Here is a 12,516-nt window from a genome sequence, read left to right as displayed (position 1 = left end):
TCAGCCCCGGCGGGACGCCACCAGCAGGCCGGCGCCGACCGGCAGCACCGCGGTGAGCAGGTCGTCGTCCTCCCGCAGGGTGCGGGTGACGTCCCGCCAGGCCACCGTCTCCGGGTCGCGGGCCGAGCGGTCGGCGATCAGCCCGTCCGCCAGCAGCCCGTGGCACACCAGCGCGCCCCCGGTGCGCACCAGGCCGAGCAGCCCGGCCAGGTGCGGGCGGTACTCGGTGGGCGGGCCGCAGCAGGTGACCAGGTCGTAGGCGCCCGGCGACAGCCGCGGCAGCACCTCGGCGGGGGTGCCGAAGATCAGCCGGGTGCGGCCGGACGGGATGCCGGCCTCGCTGAACGCGCGGCGGGCCGAACGCAGCTGCTCCGGGTCGCCGTCCAGCGCGGTGAGCACGCCGTCCGGACGCATGCCCTGCAGCAGCCACAGCCCGCTCACCCCGCCGGCGCTGCCGATGGACACCACCGACCGGGCCTGCACACCGGCGGCCAGCACCGCCAGGGTCGCGCCCACGGCCGGCTCGACCAGGGCGCGCCCGCCGAGGGAGGCAGCGCGGTGCCGGGCCGCGAGCTGCGCGGTGGTCTCGGTGGCGAAGCGGTCGGCGTAGGCGGCCGCCACCGCCCGCACCTCGGCGCCGGGCCCGGCCGGGGTCGCGCGGGGCGGTCCACCGGCGCTGGTCACCGGGAGAGGGTAGTGGGCAGGTCCGGCGGGCGCCGGACCTGTGGGTTGCCTGGGCGTCGGCGGGGAACGGGAACACGTTCCGGCGCGCCGACCGTTGGACCGGGTGTGCGCCTGAGCCCTGGCCCCCTGTCCACCGACACCCCCGGTGGGGAGGTCGCCGCCCCCGCCGTCTGCGATCCTGGTGCCGTGCCCGAACCGACCGTGCCTGCCGAGACCACCGGCCAGGCCGCACCGCCGTCCCCCGACCAGCCGGTCGCGGGCACCCGCGTCGCCGGCGCGGTGACCGACGGCGTCGACGGCTGGGTCGCTCCCAGCTGGGAGCAGGTCGTGCGCGAGCACTCGGCCCGCGTCTACCGGCTGGCCTACCGGCTCTCCGGCAACGCGCAGGACGCCGAGGACCTCACCCAGGACACCTTCGTCCGGGTGTTCCGCTCCCTGGCCGACTTCTCGCCCGGCACCTTCGAGGGCTGGCTGCACCGGATCACCACGAACCTGTTCCTGGACATGGTCCGGCGGCGCCAGCGGATCCGCTTCGACGCCCTGCCCGAGGACACCGAGCGGCTGCCCGGCAGCTCGCCGAGCCCCGAGCAGGTCTACAGCGACACCCACCTGGACCCGCAGGTGCAGGCCGCGCTGGACGCGCTGAGCCCGGAGTTCCGCGTCGCCGTCGTGCTCTGCGACATCGAGGGCCTCACCTACGAGGAGATCTCCGCGACCCTGGGCATCAAGCTCGGCACCGTGCGCAGCCGCATCCACCGCGGCCGCGTGCAGCTGCGCGAGGCCCTCGCCCACCTCGACCCGCGCCGCGTGCCGGGCCCGGCCGTGGTCGAGCCGGCATGAGCCTCCCGGTCACCCACCTGTCCCAGGACGCCGTCGCCGCCCTGGTCGACGGCGAGCTCAGCTGCGGCGCGGCCGGCCGGGCGGCGCGGCACCTGAGCGGGTGCGCGCAGTGCCGGATGGCGGTGCAGGCGCAGCGGGAGGCCAAGAGCGCCCTGCTGGACACCCGGGACGTCGCCGTCCCGACCGACCTGCTGTCCCGGCTGCGGGACATCCCGTTCACCGCCGACGTCGGCGGCAGCCCGTCGGTGCTGTCCACCGACGGCAGCGCGCTCACCGCCTCCGCCGGCGGCTCCTCCTGGTCGCTGCCGCTGACCGCCAGCGCGCCCGAGCCGCAGCCCGGTCACGCCCGCTGGTTCCGGCGCAGCATGATCGGGGTCGTGACCGGCGTGGGCATCGGGGTGGCCGCGCTCGCCGCCAACCTGCCCACCGGCGTGCCGTGGGACCCGCCGGTCTCCGTGGCCGGCCCGGGCGCCTCCACCGACCGCACCGAGGTCGTGCCGCCGGTCGTGCGCACGATCACCGTCACCCGGTCGCCGGCAGGCGGCACACCCTGAGCGAGCGGGCGGACCACCAGGGCACGGGACGAGCGCAGGACCCACCCGCCGGGGAGACTCGACCGGTGACCGACCCGACCCGCCCCGGCGCCACCGCTCCGTCCGGTGCCGAGCAGGAGTACGCCCGCCCCAGCGGTGCGCGCGGCTCCTTCGACCTGCCGCCCGAGCGCCGCCCCGCCCCGCCGCGCCCCCCGCTGCCTCCCGCGCCCGGGCAGCAGACAGCCTTCGGCCGGCCCGAGCGCGTGCGGGGCTCGTTCGCCGGTGACCGGCCCGGTGGCCTGCCCCGTCCCGCCGCACCGCCGCCGCCCCCGGAGGCGGTGCTGCGCGCCTTCGCCCCTGGCCGGCCGGGTGAGCGCGGCCTGGGCGACCCACCCGGTGGCCGCGCCCCCCGCCGGCGCACCGCCAGCGCGCCCTGGTGGAAGCCGGACGCCGCCGCCGACCCGTGGCGCGACCCCTACGCACCCGCCTCGCTGGGCGCCCCGGCCGAGTACCCCGACGAGGACGAGCAGCCCGGGCCGCTGGTCACCGACGCCCGGGGACGCACCCGGCTGCGGGTGCGGCAGCTGTCGATCCCGCTGTCGATCCTCACCGTGCTGGTGATGCTGTTCTCCGGTGCGGTCGGTGGCAGCGCCGGCTGGCTGCTCACCCGCACGGCCGACGAGGAGCCACTGCTCAGCCCGGACGCCCAGCTGTCCCAGACGTCGGAGGGCATCACCCGCGAGCCCGGCTCCGTCTCCGACATCGCCGGCCGGGTCAGCCCCGCGGTGGTGTCCGTGGAGGTGCGGGTCGGGGAGGCCGGCGCCACCGGCTCCGGCGTGGTGATCGACGCCGAGAACGGCTACATCGTCACCAACAACCACGTCATCTCCGGGGCCGCCGACGTCGAGGGAGCCGAGATCCGGGCGGTCTTCAACGACGGCAGCGGGTCGGCCGCGCGCATCGTCGGCCGTGACCCGGCCAGCGACATCGCCGTGATCAAGGTGGAGAAGCCGCAGCTGCTGGCCGCCACCCTGGGCACGTCGGACAGCGTCGTCGTCGGTGACCCGGTGGTGGCCATCGGCTCCCCGCTGGGGCTGGCCGGCACCGTGACCAGCGGCATCGTCAGCGCCCTGGACCGGCCGGTGCGGCTGTCCGGTGAGGGCAGCGACACCAACGCGGTGATCAGCGCGGTGCAGACCGACGCCCCGATCAACCCGGGCAACAGCGGCGGCGCGCTGGTCGACGCCACCGGGGCGGTGATCGGCATCAACACGGCCATCGCCTCCCTCGGCGGCAACGGCACCACCGGCGGCTCCATCGGCCTCGGCTTCGCCATCCCCATCGACACCGTCCGCGACATCTCCGAGCAGCTGATCACCACCGGCGAGGCGGTGCACGCCAGCCTCGGCGTCAGCACCCGGTCGGTCACCGACGGCACCCGGGACGGCGCCCTGGTGCTCAACGTCGACCCCGGTGGCCCCGGCGAGCAGGCCGGCATCGACGAGCAGGACGTGATCATCAGGGTCGGTGACACCCGGATCGGCAGCTCCGAGGAGCTCGCCGTCGCCGTCGACGCGCAGGACCCCGGTGAGCAGATCGAGGTCGAGCTGGTCCGCGGCGGCGCCTCCCGCACGGTCACCGCCACACTGGGCACCGCCTAGCGTCAGCAGTGCCCCCAGCCGGGACACCTACGCTGGGCGCGACCACGGGGGCACGAGAGGAGCTGGGGTGTTCGACTCGATCGGCTGGGGCGAGATCATCGTCCTCGGGCTCGCCGCGCTCTTCATCTTCGGCCCCGAACGGCTGCCCAGCCTCGCGAAGGACGCCGCCGACGGGCTCAAGCGGGTCCGCTCGGCGGTCACCGGCGTCCGCGGGCAGCTGCACGACTCGCTGGGCGAGGACTTCGACCAGCTGCGCGACATGGACCTGCGGCAGTACAACCCCAAGACCTTCATCCGCAAGCAGCTGCTGGACGACGACGACGACGGCCCGCCCGTGCGCCGCGGCAGCGGGCCGGGGTCGGCCGGCGTCCCCGGCGCGGCCGCTGCTGGTGCCGCAGCCGGTGCCACGCGCGCCGTCCGCCGGGACCGCAGCGTCCCGCCCCCGTTCGACCTCGACGCCACCTGACTGCGGGCCCGGGCGGCGGCGCGACGCCGAGGCCGCCGCGGCCCGGGTCGACCCCACCGACCGGACGGGGCTCCCGGGACGCAGAGTCCGTCACAACCGGACAGTCCGCCGGCATCGTCTTCGTGCACCTCTCCCGCTGAGCCGCCGCGCAGCAGCCCCGACTCGCTGGGATGCTGAGCCAGCCGCCGATCCGGGCACGGCCCGCCGTTGCCCGGGTCGCCGGCGTGGCGTCGGCGGCCGCACGCCGACCGTCGTGGTCGGCGACAGGACGGGCGGGAGGCGACGAGTCCGCGGTCCGCGAGCCGTGTCCACGGGCACCGCTGTACCCCGGACCGCATCGAGCGGCCGACGACAGGAGACGCATGTCCACCCGTGCCGCCCGGCTCCCCGCGCTCACCGCTGCGACCCTGACCGCGCTGACCATCGCGACCATGACACCCGCCGCCGCCCGCTTCACCACCGGCGGCGAGGTCGAGGGCCGCGGCCCGGTCTACCTCTTCAGCGGTGCGTTCAACGTCGACGGCCAGGCGCAGCGGGGCATCCTCTTCGGTGAGGACGACGACCTGGCGTACGTCGGGGACTGGTACGGCACCGGCCGCGACCTCCCCATGGTCCGCCGTGGGAACACCTTCCACGTGCCCGGCCGGGTCGACCCGTCGGTGACGGCCACGGTGTTCAGCTACGGCGACGTGCAGGACGACGTCCACGTCGGCGACTGGGACGGCGACGGCATCGACAGCCTCGCCGTCCGCCGGGGCAACACGTACTTCGTCAAGAACGACGTCCGGACGTCGGGCGTGGCCGACACGGTGTTCACCTACGGCGACCCCGAGGACCACGTGCTCGTGGGCAACTGGAACGGCGAGGTCAGGGCGCCGGCACCCGGGGTGACGGGCAAGGGCGACACCCTCATGGTGGTCCGAGACGGGCACTTCTTCGTCAAGAACGACCTGAGGACCGGCACGGCCGACGCCGACTTCCTCTTCGGCAACCCCGACGACGCCGTCTACGCCGGGGACTGGGCGCCGCAGACCACGGTCGGCGGCAAGCCCACCGCCACCGACGCCGACGGCGCCGACCAGCTGGCCGTGCGCCGCGGCAACCAGTACTTCCTGTCCGCGGAGCTGCCGACCTCGGGCGGGGCGACCAACCCCCGGACGACGCGCGTCCTCACCTACGGCAACCCCGACGACGCGGTGTTCGTCGCGACCTCCCCGACCCTGGTGGACGCGAACGGGGACGTCACCGAGGACGACACCACGGCCACCGGCGTCATCACCGGCGACGGGCTGGGCGTGCGGCGCCTGCTCAGCTGACGGGCGCCGGCCGGAGACGGCGACGGCCGGTCCCCGTGTGGGGGACCGGCCGTCGTGGTCGTGCGGCCGGAACTACTTGCGGACCGGGGTCAGGCTCAGCGACATGCCGGACAGGCCGCGCTGGCGCACGGCCAGGCCGTCGGCGATCTTCTGCAGCGCCTGGGCGGCCGGGGCGTCCGGCTGGGCCAGCACGATCGGCGCACCGCTGTCGCCGGCCTCGCGCACCCGGGTGTCCAGCGGGATCTGGCCGAGCAGCGGCACCCGCGCGCCCAGGGTCTTGGTGAGCGCGTCGGAGACGGCCTCACCGCCACCGGAGCCGAACAGCTCCATCCGGCTGCCGTCGGGCAGGTCCAGCCAGGACATGTTCTCGATGACGCCGACCACCTGCTGGTGGGTCTGCGTGGCGATCGCGCCGGCGCGCTCGGCCACCTCGGCGGCGGCCTGCTGCGGCGTGGTGACCACCAGGATCTCGGCGTTCGGCACCAGCTGGGCCACCGAGATCGCGACGTCGCCGGTGCCCGGGGGCAGGTCCATCAGCAGCACGTCCAGGTCGCCCCACCACACGTCGGCGAGGAACTGCTGCAGCGCGCGGTGCAGCATCGGCCCGCGCCACACCACCGGGGTGTTGCCCGGGGTGAACATGCCGATCGAGATGACCTTGATGCCGTAGGACTGCGGCGGCATGATCATGTCGTTGACCTGCGTCGGCTTGTCGTCCACGCCGAGCATGCGGGGCACCGAGTGGCCGTAGATGTCGGCGTCCACGACGCCGACGGACAGGCCCTTCTTGGCCAGCGCCGCGGCCAGGTTCACCGTCACGCTGGACTTGCCGACGCCGCCCTTGCCCGAGGCGACCGCGTACACCCGGGTCAGCGAACCGGGCTGGGCGAACGGGATGACCGGCTCGGCGGCGTCGCCGCGCACCGTCCGGCGCAGCTCGGCGCGCTGCTCGTCGTCCATCACGTCCAGCTCGACCTGCACCGAGGTCACGCCGGCGACCGCGGAGACGGCCTGGGTCACCCGGTTGGTGATCGTCTCGCGCATCGGGCAGCCGGAGACGGTGAGGTACACGTCGACCCGCACGGCGCCCGGGTCGCCGCCCACGCCGATCTGCACGTCCTTCACCATGCCCAGCTCGGGCAGCGGACGGTTGATCTCGGGGTCCTGGACGGTGGCGAGGGCCGCGTTCACGGCGTCCAGGGCCGGAGAGCCGGTCAGGGTGTCGGGCATCTGCGGTGTGTCTCCTTCGACGGGGAGGCCAGGGGATCGAGGAGTCGCCGCATCGGCGGCGACCCTCGCACCGGGCCTCCTCCACTGTACGGCGGCGCACAGGGGGCACCTGGGCGCGGCGGTGTGACGACCGTGGCACCGGCGCCGGGGGGTGCTGCCTAGGGTCGGGGGCGTGCCGTCCACCCGTGCCCAGACCGTCCGCGACGCCGTCGGGCTCGGGGTCGCGGTCGGCCTCTACGGCGTGGCCTTCGGAGCCGCCGCCGACGCCGCCGGGCTGGACGTGTGGCAGGCGCTGACGCTGTCCGCGCTCATGTTCACCGGCGCCTCGCAGTTCGCCCTGGTCGGCGTGCTCGGGGCCGGTGGGGGAGCGCTCGCCGCGGTCGGCAGCGCGCTGCTGCTCGGCACCCGCAACACCGTCTACGGCGTCCGGCTGCTGCCGCTGCTGCAGCCGCGCGGCACCCTGCGCCGGCTCGGGACGGCGCACTGGGTGATCGACGAGACGACGGCGCTGGCGCTGGCCGCCCCGGACCGCGACCTGGCCCGGCTGGCGTTCTGGACCGGCGGCGCCAGCCTCTACCTCAGCTGGAACGCGATGACCGTCGTCGGTGCCCTCGGCGCCGCCGCCCTCGGGGCCACGGCGCAGGCCGCCCTGGACGCCGTCGTGCCCGCGGCGTTCCTGGCGCTGCTGTGGCCGCGGTTGCAGCGGGGCTGGGACGAGGCGCCCGCGCAGCGCCGGGTGGCCCTGGGCGGTGCGCTGGTCGCCCTGGCGCTGACGCCGGTGGTGCCGGCCGGCGTGCAGGTGGTGGCGGCGGTGGTGGCGGTCGCCCTGGCCGGGCGGGGGCGCCGGTGAGCACCGTGTGGGTCGCCGTCGTCGTCGGCGCGGTGGGCTGCTACCTGCTCAAGGTGGCCGGGCTGTCGGTGCCGGCCGCGTGGGTCGAGCACCCGGTGGTCGCCCGGGTGGTGGAGTTCGTGCCCGCGGCGCTGCTCGGCGCGCTGGTGGCCGTGCAGGCCGCGACCTCCGGCAGCGAGCTGGTGCTCGACGGCCGGCTGGTCGGGCTGGCCGTCGCGGCGCTGGCCCTGGCGCTGCGGGCGCCGTTCGTCGTGGTGCTGCTGCTGGCCGGTGCCGCCGGGGCGCTGGTGCAGGTGCTGACCGGCTGACCTCGGCGGGCCCGCAGCGGTCAGGCGGGCGCGGACAGGAAGGCGGCCCGGGCGGCGTCCAGCATCGGCGCACGCTCCTCGGCGCGGAGGTACCCCTGCCGGACCTGCTCGTCCACGGCCGCTGCGTAGCGTGCGAGGTAGTCGTCCACCGTGCCGTACCGGGTGGCCAGCTCGCCGGCCGTGAAGGGCTGCCACCCGCCCCAGTTGCCGCAGACGTCGAGGATGTTCCGGGTGCTCACCGGGGGCAGCGCGACGGGCAGCGGCCGGCCCAGCGGCACGGTCGCCTCCGGGAAGCGCACGCCGCCCAGCGGCTGCGCGGTGTCCGGGTCGACCCGGGGCACCGACAGCGCGACGCCGGGCAGCGCGTTGAAGGTCGCCGAGGCGGCCGGGGCGGCGGTGAGCTCGAACAGCGCCGACGGCGGCAGCGCCCGCCGGGCGCCCGCGCCCGGGTGGGTGAGCGCCGTCGCGAACTGCGTCACCAGGGTGCGCAGGTGGGGCCGGTAGTCGATCGGGTTGCGCGGTACCACCGAGCCGTCGTTGCAGCGCAGCAGGCCGAACACCACCGCGTCGGGGAAGCTGGTCCCGGCGTGCGGGGACGGCCAGTCGTAACGGCGCGCGTCCGGTCGCCGCGGCGCCTGGTCCGAGACGCTGGCGCGCAGCCGGTAGAAGTCGGTGTAGTTGGCGACGTCGACGTACAGCGGGTCGCTGCGGTGCCGGGTGAGCAGCTGGTCGATGGTGACCGGCACGCCGTCGGGCAGCAGGTACGGCTGCTGCGGCGCCGTGCCGGCGAGCCGGTTGATGGCCAACCGGTTGCCGGTGCCGTCGACGGCCAGGGCCCCGTCGAACACCCGCCGGCCGGTGCGCGGGTCGGCGTTGAACCCCTCGTCGACCAGCGTGTTCACGAACCACGCGCTCTGGCTCACCCCGGCCAGCAGTGAGGCGCCGAACACCGGCAGCCCGCGCCGGTCGGCCACGCCCCGGTCGGTCCCCTCCAGCAGCCGGCCGAAGTCGCGGGTGATCACCTCGCCGATGCCCTGCGCGGTCGCCGGCACCCCGGCGGAGATGCCGGTCTCCCACTGCACCCGGGCGTAGGAGACCCCGACCGACTGCAGGAAGCCGTTGCCCAGCCCGGGCGGCCAGTTGATGGCCCGCGGGCTGGTCGGGGAGCCGACGGGCAGGGTGAGGTCCTGGAGTGCGCCGAGCACCAGCGGTGAGCCGCGGTTCTCCGCCTCGACCAGCACGAGGTCGGCCCGGGTCGCCCCGGTGGGCGCCAGCACCTCGAACTCGGACGTGTAGTGGTGGCGCCCGGCGGCGTCCACCGGCAGGCCGGCGAGCCCGGCGACCTGCTCGCGCGGGTCGACCACCCCGCTGACCGTGCCCACCGTGCGCGTCCAGGAGGCACCGGCCAGGGTCAGCTGCGTCGTGGTGGCCTCGATGCCGGTGACGGCGGACACCAGCGGGGACCGGTCGCCTGCCTGGGCCCCCGGCATGCCGACGGTGACCGCGGTCACCAGCCCGAGGACGGCGGCGAGGGCTCGGGCCGGGCTGCGTCGGTGCATCGTCCGGGATCTCCTGGCTGTGTGCCGGCAAGTGACGCCGGCCACCCTACCCACGCGCCGGGTCCCGGCCGGCGGGGCGACCAGGCGGCCGGCGCCGCTCGGGCATGCTGACCCGGTGCTGGTGCTCATCGGTGGGCTGCCCGGGGTCGGCAAGACGACGCTGGCCCGGGAGCTGGCCGGCCGGCTGCGGGCCGCGCACGTGCGGATCGACGCCGTCGAGGCCGCGCTGGTGCGCAGCGGCCTGGTCGCCGGGCAGGACGACGTCGGCGGGGCGGGGTACGAGCTGGCGCTGGCCATGGCCGGCACCTGCCTGCAGGCCGGCACCGACGTGGTGGTCGACGCCGTCTTCCCGGTCGCGGCCTCCCGCGCGCCGTTCGCCGAGCTGGCCGCGGCCACCGGCACCCCGGTGCGCTGGGTGCGGCTGGTCTGCGGCGACCGGGCCGAGCACCGGCGCCGGGTGGAGCAGCGCCACGCCGACCTGCCGGGGCACGTGGTGCCGAGCTGGCAGCAGGTCGCCCGCCGCGACGTCGACGCGTGGACCGAGCCGCACGTCGTCGTCGACACGGCCGGGCCGGACCCGCTGGGGGCGGTCGAGGCGGCGCTGACGGCCGCCCTGACCCCGGAGGCCACCCGGCGCACCGGCCGGATCGCCGCGGCGACGGTCCACCGGGAGGGCAGCGCCGACCCCGGGGAACTCGGTGGTGCCGGCGACGCCGAGCCGGTAGGCAGAGCACCGTGATCACCATCCGCGACTACGCACCCGCCGACTGGCAGCGGGTCACCGAGGTGCACGACGCCGCCCGGCTCGGCGAGCTGGCCGCCTCCGTCGGCGTCGAGGCCTTCCTCACCCTGGAGCAGACGTACGAGGGCGAGGGCCTGTTCGACGGCGACCTGTGGGTGGCCGAGCTCGACGGCCGGGTGGTCGGTTTCCTGGCGTTCTCCGACGCCGAGGTGACCTGGATGTACGTCGACCCCGCCTGCCACCGGCGCGGCGTGGGCCGGGCGCTGCTCCGGCACGCGCTGGAGCGGGCCGGTGCCGAGGTGGAGCTCACCGTGCTCGACGGCAACGACGCCGCCCGGGCGCTCTACGAGAGCGAGGGGTTCGTGGTCACCAGCACCACCACCGGGCGGCTGGTGGGCAACGAGGCGTTCACCGCGACCGGGCACGAGATGCACTGGTACCGGGAGCGCACGGTCAGCTGAGGGGTTCCTCCCGGCGCCGCGGCGGCCGCCGGTCGGCGGTGGACGACGACCCGGAGCGGGCCGCGGCCGCCGCGGCGGCGGCCTCGCGCTTCTTCTTCTGCTTCTTCTTGCGCTCGGCCGCGGCGGCCGCCGCGTCGCCCTCGTCGCCGCCGATGGCCCGCTGCAGCTCCCCGCGGATGAAGTCCCGGGTGGCCAGCTCACCGACGGCCACCCGCAGCGAGGCCAGCTCACGGGCCAGGTACTCGGTGTCGGCCCGGGTGCTCGCCGCGCGGGCCCGGTCCTCCTCGGCCTGCACCCGGTCGCGGTCGGTCTGCCGGTTCTGCGCGAGCAGGATCAGCGGCGCGGCGTAGGCCGCCTGGGTGGAGAAGGCCAGGTTCAGCAGGATGAACGGGTACGGGTCCCAGCGCAGCTGCACCGCGAAGACGTTGAGCGCGATCCAGACGACCACGATCATCGTCTGGATCGCCAGGAACCGCCCCGTCCCCAGGAACCGGGCGATGCCCTCGGCGAGCCGGCCGATGGTGTCCGGGTCCAGCCGCACCAGGTTGCCCAGGCCCCGGGCGGCCCGCGGCTGGTCCAGCCGGCGCGCGCCCTCGCGGGGGCCGTCAGCCACGCCGGGCCTGCTCGCGCCAGTCGTCGGGCAGCAGGTGGTCCAGCACGTCGTCCACGCTGACCGCGCCGACCAGCCGGCCCTGGCTGTCCACCACCGGGGCGGCGACCAGGTTGTAGGTGGCGAAGTAGCGGGTGACCTCGTTGAGGGTGGCGCCGGGGCGCAGCGGCTCCAGGTCGTCCAGCACGCCGCTGACCAGCGTGGAGGGTGGCTCCCGGAGCAGCCGCTGGATGTGCGCCAGGCCCAGGTACCTGCCCGTCGGGGTGGCCGAGGGTGCCCGGCACACGTACACCTGGCTGGCCAGTGACGGGGTGAGCTCGGGCTCGCGCACCCGGGCCAGCGCCTCGGCGATCGTGGCGTCCGGGGTGAGGATCACCGGCTCGCTGGTCATGATCCCGCCGGCGGTGTCCTCGTTGTAGGCCAGCAGCTGGCGCACCGACTCAGCCTCGTCGGGCTCCATCAGCTCCAGGTAGCGCTGCTGGTCGGCCCCGGGCATCTCGTTGAGCAGGTCGGCGGCGTCGTCGGGGTCCATCTCCTCGAGCACGTCGGCGGCCCGCCGGTCGGCCAGCGTGCCGAGGATGCCGATCTGCTCGGCCTCGGGCAGCTCGCCGAGCACGTCGGCCAGCCGGTCGTCGTCCAGGGCCTCGGCGACCTCGTGCCGGCGCTTGACCGGCAGGTCCTGCAGGGCGTGCGCCAGGTCGGCGGCGTTGAGGTCGCGGTAGGTGGCCAGCAGCGTCTCGGTGCCCTGCCCGCCCTGCGGCAGGGCCAGCCCGCTCACCTCGTCCCAGGCCAGCTGGCGCAGCTGCCCGCGGCGCCCGATCCGGCCCGGCTCCTGGACGGCGACCCGGGACAGCACCCACTCACCGGTCCGGGTCTGCTCCATGCCGGCGTCCACGACAGTGGCCGGGCGGTCGTTCTCCAGGATGCGCACCGAGCGGTCCAGCAGCTCCCCGAGCACGAGGGTCTCCCCGGCCCGCTGCTCGAAGCGCTTGAGGTTCAGCGTGCCCGAGCCCAGCACCACCGAGCCCGCGTCCAGCCCGGTGACCCGGCCCATCGGGATGAAGATCCGGCGGCGGGCCACGATCTCCACGACCAGGCCCAGCACCCGCGGCGGGGCGGAGTCCACCCGCAGCGCCACGACGACGTCGCGCAGCTTGCCGACCCGGTCGCCGTTGGGGTCGAAGACGGTGAGCGCGGCCATCCGGGAGACGTAGGCCCTGCTCACCGTGGTCACGAGGAGCGAGGTTACCGTCGCG

14 protein-coding genes are annotated in these 12,516 nt (G+C 75.8%); 9 read left to right on the top strand and 5 right to left on the bottom strand.

Going from position 1 to position 12,516, the window contains the following annotated elements; genetic code table 11:
* The gene (locus G1H19_RS23085) at positions 1–684 is read right to left on the bottom strand and encodes an O-methyltransferase (protein WP_162392766.1); all 684 of its coding nucleotides are present in this window, start codon (positions 682–684) and stop codon (positions 1–3) included.
* Positions 685–870: 186 nt separating this feature from the next.
* Here G1H19_RS23085 and sigE point away from each other — a divergent pair, with 186 nt between their 5' ends.
* From sigE to G1H19_RS08685, 5 genes are all read left to right on the top strand, one after another.
* Complete coding sequence (sigE, locus tag G1H19_RS08705; protein WP_235928067.1) at positions 871–1,524, top strand: RNA polymerase sigma factor SigE; 654 nt, start codon at positions 871–873, stop codon at positions 1,522–1,524.
* Positions 1,521–2,078 carry an anti-sigma factor family protein gene (locus G1H19_RS08700; RefSeq protein ID WP_152729926.1) on the top strand — a complete coding sequence of 186 codons (558 nt, stop codon included), beginning with the start codon at positions 1,521–1,523 and terminating at the stop codon, positions 2,076–2,078. Before sigE ends, G1H19_RS08700 begins: the two co-directional genes overlap by 4 nt.
* Before the next feature lie 65 nt (positions 2,079–2,143).
* Positions 2,144–3,718 (top strand): S1C family serine protease, encoded by a 1,575-nt coding sequence (locus tag G1H19_RS08695; protein WP_162392765.1) that lies wholly within the window; start codon positions 2,144–2,146, stop codon positions 3,716–3,718.
* 67 nt (positions 3,719–3,785) lie between these two features.
* Positions 3,786–4,184 (top strand): twin-arginine translocase TatA/TatE family subunit, encoded by a 399-nt coding sequence (locus tag G1H19_RS08690; protein WP_162392764.1) that lies wholly within the window; start codon positions 3,786–3,788, stop codon positions 4,182–4,184.
* Between the two features lie 362 nt (positions 4,185–4,546).
* Complete coding sequence (locus G1H19_RS08685; RefSeq protein WP_152729925.1) at positions 4,547–5,500, top strand: hypothetical protein; 954 nt, start codon at positions 4,547–4,549, stop codon at positions 5,498–5,500.
* A 72-nt stretch (positions 5,501–5,572) separates the two neighbouring features.
* On the opposite strand, the gene G1H19_RS08680 is transcribed toward G1H19_RS08685, so the two are convergent.
* Complete coding sequence (locus tag G1H19_RS08680; protein WP_152729924.1) at positions 5,573–6,730, bottom strand: Mrp/NBP35 family ATP-binding protein; 1,158 nt, start codon at positions 6,728–6,730, stop codon at positions 5,573–5,575.
* 172 nt (positions 6,731–6,902) lie between these two features.
* Here G1H19_RS08680 and G1H19_RS08675 point away from each other — a divergent pair, with 172 nt between their 5' ends.
* Both G1H19_RS08675 and G1H19_RS08670 read left to right on the top strand, forming a co-directional pair.
* Positions 6,903–7,580 carry an AzlC family ABC transporter permease gene (locus tag G1H19_RS08675; protein ID WP_162392763.1) on the top strand — a complete coding sequence of 226 codons (678 nt, stop codon included), beginning with the start codon at positions 6,903–6,905 and terminating at the stop codon, positions 7,578–7,580.
* The gene (locus G1H19_RS08670; RefSeq protein ID WP_162392762.1) at positions 7,577–7,888 is read left to right on the top strand and encodes an AzlD domain-containing protein; all 312 of its coding nucleotides are present in this window, start codon (positions 7,577–7,579) and stop codon (positions 7,886–7,888) included. The genes G1H19_RS08675 and G1H19_RS08670 overlap by 4 nt, the downstream gene beginning before the upstream one ends.
* 20 nt (positions 7,889–7,908) lie before the next feature.
* Here G1H19_RS08670 and G1H19_RS08665 read toward each other — a convergent pair whose 3' ends face one another.
* Positions 7,909–9,447 (bottom strand): alpha/beta hydrolase domain-containing protein, encoded by a 1,539-nt coding sequence (locus tag G1H19_RS08665; protein ID WP_162392761.1) that lies wholly within the window; start codon positions 9,445–9,447, stop codon positions 7,909–7,911.
* Between the two features lie 115 nt (positions 9,448–9,562).
* Here G1H19_RS08665 and G1H19_RS08660 point away from each other — a divergent pair, with 115 nt between their 5' ends.
* Both G1H19_RS08660 and G1H19_RS23080 read left to right on the top strand, forming a co-directional pair.
* Entirely contained in the window at positions 9,563–10,186 is a 624-nt protein-coding gene (locus G1H19_RS08660) for a P-loop nucleotide/nucleoside kinase family protein (protein WP_162392760.1), read from the top strand.
* Positions 10,183–10,650, top strand: coding sequence for a GNAT family N-acetyltransferase (locus G1H19_RS23080; RefSeq protein ID WP_202925864.1), 468 nt, complete (start codon positions 10,183–10,185; stop codon positions 10,648–10,650). Before G1H19_RS08660 ends, G1H19_RS23080 begins: the two co-directional genes overlap by 4 nt.
* On the opposite strand, the gene G1H19_RS08650 is transcribed toward G1H19_RS23080, so the two are convergent.
* Positions 10,643–11,263 carry a DUF1003 domain-containing protein gene (locus tag G1H19_RS08650; RefSeq protein WP_162392759.1) on the bottom strand — a complete coding sequence of 207 codons (621 nt, stop codon included), beginning with the start codon at positions 11,261–11,263 and terminating at the stop codon, positions 10,643–10,645. The two genes, G1H19_RS23080 and G1H19_RS08650, sit on opposite strands and share 8 nt — an antisense overlap.
* On the bottom strand, positions 11,256–12,494 hold the full coding sequence (locus tag G1H19_RS08645) for a magnesium transporter MgtE N-terminal domain-containing protein (protein ID WP_162392758.1): 1,239 nt from the start codon (positions 12,492–12,494) through the stop codon (positions 11,256–11,258). Before G1H19_RS08645 ends, G1H19_RS08650 begins: the two co-directional genes overlap by 8 nt.
* Positions 12,495–12,516 lie beyond the last annotated feature (22 nt).

Source organism: Goekera deserti (genome assembly GCF_010685995.1).
Taxonomy (GTDB): Bacteria; Actinomycetota; Actinomycetes; order Mycobacteriales; family Geodermatophilaceae; genus Goekera; species Goekera deserti.
The sequence above is the reverse complement of the archived record's forward strand: the minus strand, read 5'-3'. Positions and strand labels throughout refer to the sequence as shown.

Coding starts and splice junctions, on each gene's coding strand:
- G1H19_RS08700 (WP_152729926.1), top strand. CDS start 1,521: ATGAGCCTCCCGGTCACCCACCTGTCCCAGGACGCCGTCGCCGCCCTG.
- G1H19_RS08685 (WP_152729925.1), top strand. CDS start 4,547: ATGTCCACCCGTGCCGCCCGGCTCCCCGCGCTCACCGCTGCGACCCTG.
- G1H19_RS08680 (WP_152729924.1), bottom strand. CDS start 6,730: ATGCCCGACACCCTGACCGGCTCTCCGGCCCTGGACGCCGTGAACGCG.
- G1H19_RS08665 (WP_162392761.1), bottom strand. CDS start 9,447: ATGCACCGACGCAGCCCGGCCCGAGCCCTCGCCGCCGTCCTCGGGCTG.